Annotated in this window: 3 protein-coding genes and 2 pseudogenes; 1 reads left to right on the forward strand and 4 read right to left on the reverse strand. The window is 45.8% G+C overall.

The window, feature by feature from the left end:
• The 4 genes and pseudogenes from ACLOR3_RS01760 to ACLOR3_RS01775 all read right to left on the reverse strand — a co-directional run.
• Nucleotides 1-1,072: pseudogene (locus ACLOR3_RS01760) on the reverse strand (C69 family dipeptidase); the annotation flags it as partial.
• A gap of 80 nt (nt 1,073-1,152) precedes the next feature.
• The gene (locus tag ACLOR3_RS01765) at nt 1,153-3,489 is read right to left on the reverse strand and encodes an endonuclease MutS2 (protein ID WP_411400088.1); all 2,337 of its coding nucleotides are present in this window, start codon (nt 3,487-3,489) and stop codon (nt 1,153-1,155) included.
• 96 nt (nt 3,490-3,585) lie between these two features.
• Nucleotides 3,586-4,140 (reverse strand): CvpA family protein, encoded by a 555-nt coding sequence (locus tag ACLOR3_RS01770; RefSeq protein ID WP_129269979.1) that lies wholly within the window; start codon nt 4,138-4,140, stop codon nt 3,586-3,588.
• A gap of 10 nt (nt 4,141-4,150) precedes the next feature.
• Nucleotides 4,151-4,441, reverse strand: a complete 291-nt coding sequence (locus ACLOR3_RS01775; RefSeq protein ID WP_023024429.1) for a cell division protein ZapA — start codon at nt 4,439-4,441, stop codon at nt 4,151-4,153.
• Nucleotides 4,442-4,593: 152 nt separating this feature from the next.
• On the opposite strand from ACLOR3_RS01775, the pseudogene ACLOR3_RS01780 reads away from it, so the two are divergent.
• Nucleotides 4,594-4,700 (forward strand): annotated as a pseudogene (locus ACLOR3_RS01780) (glutathione peroxidase); the annotation flags it as partial.

A 4,700-nucleotide genomic window follows, 5' to 3' on the forward strand; every position in this document is an offset into this window, starting at 1 on the left:
GAACCGCCGTATTAAAAGGCATAGACCCATAGCAAAGCCATTGAATCCCGGTTGTCTCTTGAGGACGATTTGGCCGCAATTGGAGAATGGCCGTCTGGCTGGTCCGGTTAATGCCAATGGTACGGAAGGTCCGACGACTATGACTATCCCCTTCTAAACCGTAAGGATCATAGGCTGAATCCTGGTAGTGACTGCTGAGGACATATTTGACATCTTCAATCGTAATCTTGCGGTAAGGTTTTTGACACCAAGGAAGGAAGAAGGAACGAGGATCTTGCTCCACTTCTGGGTTGAGGAACCGTTGAATGTCCCAAGCACGTGGTGTATTGTAATGGCGGTCCTTGTCTCGTTGGCTCCCAAAAGCATAACGAGGGTTAAAAGACGAACCGTCAAAATCCAAGGCCAAGTGATGGCGTTCCACAAAATCTTTCAAATCTGGATCACACAAGAATTCTTCTGGGCAATCAAACTCAAAGCGATCATTTCCCAATTGATTTGGATTGGTCACATAGGCATCGTCTGGCACACGGCGGGCCATCCAGTGATGACCTCCGATAGTTTCCAACCACCAGATTTCATGGACATCGCTGATAGCCACTCCATTAGACTCATAGGTTCCGTATTCCTCTAAGATTTTCCCCAAGCGAAGCACTCCTTCTCGGGCAGTCTGGACATAAGGAAGGACCAAGGTCAGCATGTCTTCCTCCCCAATTCCACTTTCCACCAGAGGGTCCGCCCCCAAGACCCGGCTATTGGTCGTAATGGTCTCTGTCTCACTCATGGCCACATTGTAACGATTGATCCCCGCTTCTCCCCAGATACCATCCTTAGGAATAGCATCTGGAACAGCTGTGTAACGAACAGGGTTATCAGGCAGGTCTATCTCAAAAGGAGATAGGACCGACCGATAATGACGAGGCTGGTCCTCAGGTTGAACAACGATAAATTTCTTAGGAGTAAACACTCCGTTTTGAGAGTCTTCCGTGCGAGCTACAATGGTTGAACCATCATAACTGGCATCTTTTCCGACAAGTATGGTAGTACAAGAATCGGACGAACGATTAGGGGTCATATGCTTTCCTTCTTTCCGTTTAAACTGACTGTATTATAGCAAAAAGCGTGCCTGATTAAAAGGCACGACTGACTCTTTGCTTATTTAAAGGTCACAATTGTCGCTCCGCTTCCTCCTGCATTTTGAGGAGCGTACTCGAAGCTTTTGACATGTTTATTGCGACGGAGGTACTTGGCAACTCCTTCCCGGATGACCCCAGTTCCTATACCGTGGATGATATCGACTTGGGCCATATTATTGAGAAGGGCTTGGTCGATAAAGCTGTCCAATTCTTCCATGGCTTCCTCATACCGTTTGCCACGAAGGTCCAAGCGAGCCCGAGGCCCATTGGCCTTGGAACGTTTGACGACGTGGACCTGGCGTTTTTTCGGTTGTGAAGCATCTTTTTCAGCTTTTAGCAGATTAAATTCTTTTTCTTCCAAGGTCATCTTGATCAGTCCCACTTGGGCTTCCCAGCGACCATCCTTGAGCTGCTTGGTAAGACTTCCTCTTTGTCCATAGCTGATGACCAAGATCTCGTCTCCGACTTTTGGAGCACGGGCTTTCTTAGCCTGTTTCAAGACCTTATTTTTTGATAGGTCGACCGTTTCTGGAGCCAATTTCTTCAACTGAGACTTGGCCTCAATAATTTCATGGGGCTTGAGTTGCGATTTAGCATGAAGACCTTGCAAGATCTGGTCGCTTTCTGCTAGAGCTAAATCCACAATTTCTTGCGCTTCTTTACGCGCCTTGTTGAGCTCTGTCTCCCGCTCTCGGGTCAACTCATTGTACAATTTCTTGAGGACGCGGTTGAATTTCAGATTTTCCTGTTCAACATCTCGGATGGACTCGAGTCGTTTGCGACTTTCTAAGGTCTGAGCTTCCAACTTTTCAATGATGCGGTTGACATCCCGATCCTGATTGGTCAACCCCTGCGCTTGATTCACAATCACTTCTGACAATCCTAGACGACGCGCGATTTCAAAGGCATTGGAACGTCCTGGCACCCCCTGCATAAACCGATAGGTCGGACGCAGGCTATCCGTATCAAATTCCATGCTGGCATTTTGGACACCCAGTGTCTCAATCCCATAGGCCTTAAGTTCTGGATAGTGGGTGGTCGCCATGGTCTTGATCCCTCGTAAGCGGAGATCTTCTAGGATGGCGATCGCCAGTGAAGCTCCTTCCTGAGGATCCGTTCCAGCTCCCAACTCATCCAGCAAGACCAAGGATTCCTCATCGACTTGCTCCAAAATAGAGACAATATTGGTCATGTGACTGGAGAAGGTAGACAGGCTCTGCTCGATCGACTGCTCATCCCCGATATCAGAGAAGATTTGTGTGAAGACAGCCACCTTACTCCCAGCGTCAGCTAGGATTGGCAATCCTGACTGGGCCATTAATTGGGCTAGTCCCAAGGTCTTGAGCATGATGGTCTTCCCACCCGTATTCGGTCCGGTAATCACAATCTCTGTGAGATCTTTACCAAAGTGGATATCATTGGGAACAGCCTTCTCAATCAAGGGGTGGCGAACCTGCAAGAGCTGAATCTCCCCTTGATCTGACAAGGTTGGAATAGTCCCTTTTCGGTCCTGTAAAAAGCGATGTTTGGCACGAACGAGGTCAATATGACCGATTAGCCAAGCATTGTTCCGGATTTCCCCCGCATGAGGACGAAGGAGGTTTGAAATTTCTTCCAAGATCCGGAGCATCTCGAAGCGTTCATCTGCACGATGGTTCGCAATTTCTTCATTAAGATTGACGACCGCCCGAGGTTCGATATAGACGGTATTTCCACTGGCTGAAATATCGTGCACCACACCGGCAAACCGATTCCGATAGGTGTTTTTGACTGGCAAGACATTTCGTCCATTCCGACTCGCTACGACCTGATCAGCCAGCATTTCGGACTTGGTCTTCAACAATTCTTGTAGAATGTCTCGCACTTGGTGTTCATTCTCTTGAATCCGTCGACGAATTTTGGCCAAGGTTTCACTGGCAAAGCTTTCAATAAATCCCGCCTCATTAATGGCATGGAGACTTCCCTGCAACTGAGGCTGATCGACTAGATTTTCAAACATCCGATCCAGTTTTTCCAAGCGGACATTTTCTAATTCATCATAAAAATTTCGCAATTCATGGGTCACGCGCAGGACTTTCTTCACCGCTAACAATTCATCGATATTGAGCGATGTTTCTAGTTCTAAACGCTTGGTCACTGGACGAATTTCTTGGATGGTGGGCACGCTAAAGTGCGGATGCTCCACAAAGATCTGAGCCATATCTGCCATTTCAAGAAAGGCGGTTTCAATTGCTTCTTTTTTTGCAAGTGGAGATAATTCCTGCAACTCCACTTCGCCCTGCTCCGTTTGCAAATAAGGCTCTACTAAGTTTTTGACTTTTTGAAACTCTAAGGTTTCGAGAATTTTTTGATTCATGTTTCTCCACAACAGAAAAGGAGGCTGATTTTGGTCTGAGCCTCCCCTTCCTTTCTATAATATCTCTCATGAACTGTTAGACATGATGAGAAGTGATTACGCACCTAAGATTTTTACAACCCAAAGTTGTTTCAAGAGGCCTGCTGTAAGGGGGCTATACTGCACCATAAATCGAATGAGGAAACTTCCATGGAGTCGATCTTGAATGGCCGCCATGGGGATGGTTGACAAAATCGTGAATCCCATTTGCAGAACAAAGTAGGTCACCAGTACAGCTAACACACCACTGGCAATCTGAAACGGATACTCCTCCCATTTTTCAGGCGTTGGAATTAAGGGAATAAAAAGTCCAATCACTCGACCCATCGCATAGACTAAAACAAACAAGATGAAATAAGCCAAACCAGCGTAAAAAACTTTGTCTAAGTGAAAGAGTTGATCTGCACCATAGAAATAGGTTTTTGAAGCTTGTGTTGCACTCGAAAATGGGATCCATAGACTAATGGTTTTTGCCAAGGACTGATAGCCTGATCCTGCTACCAACATAGCCACAATCATGGTTAAAAAATAATATCCTTGAAGCAAAATCCCTCTTGAATACCCAATATAAAAACTCCAAGCTAGGATGAATAAAATCAGGATTGAAAACATGCAACTCCCCTTAATTAGATGATCTACCGACCAGGCCATCTAGGGCCTTGCGACGAAAATCTTCCAATTCTTTTTCCTTATCGTCAAACTCAATCTCACGACTCAATTGTGTTGATAAACTATTGATTGCTAGTAAAATGGCCAGGGTCTCATCATCAGCAGCTGGCATTTGTTCTTTAATCGCTTCATATTTTTCCTTCGCGACCCGTTCAACCTCTTCCATAAAGAGATTATCATGATTGGTTGTAAGAGTCAGCGATTTATTACCGAAAGTAAATTTGTATCTATTTAAGCTGGACATAAAAATCACCTCACGATATTATATCAAAATCTAGCCCGCTTGTCAGTAGGAAAATCCCCTTCCCATAGGAAATACCGAAGCACTAGGGCCACGGTTTAACTTTTTTCGACTCAAGCGTGATACAATAGAGAAAGTAGGAAAGGACGTGTAAAATGACTATCTATGATTTCACCGTAATGGCCCAAGATGGGAGCCCCTTCTCCCTCGAAGCATATCGAGGCCAAGTACTCCTCATCGTCAATACAGCAACTGGTTGCGG

Origin of the sequence: Streptococcus intestinihominis (genome assembly GCF_046824975.1) — a bacterium.
In the GTDB taxonomy this organism is placed as follows: domain Bacteria; phylum Bacillota; class Bacilli; order Lactobacillales; family Streptococcaceae; genus Streptococcus.

Bases quoted from the DNA above. Each gene is read 5' to 3' on its own strand.
- ACLOR3_RS01765 (WP_411400088.1), bottom strand. From the start codon at position 3,489: ATGAATCAAAAAATTCTCGAAACCTTAGAGTTTCAAAAAGTCAAAAAC.
- ACLOR3_RS01770 (WP_129269979.1), bottom strand. From the start codon at position 4,140: ATGTTTTCAATCCTGATTTTATTCATCCTAGCTTGGAGTTTTTATATT.
- ACLOR3_RS01775 (WP_023024429.1), bottom strand. From the start codon at position 4,441: ATGTCCAGCTTAAATAGATACAAATTTACTTTCGGTAATAAATCGCTG.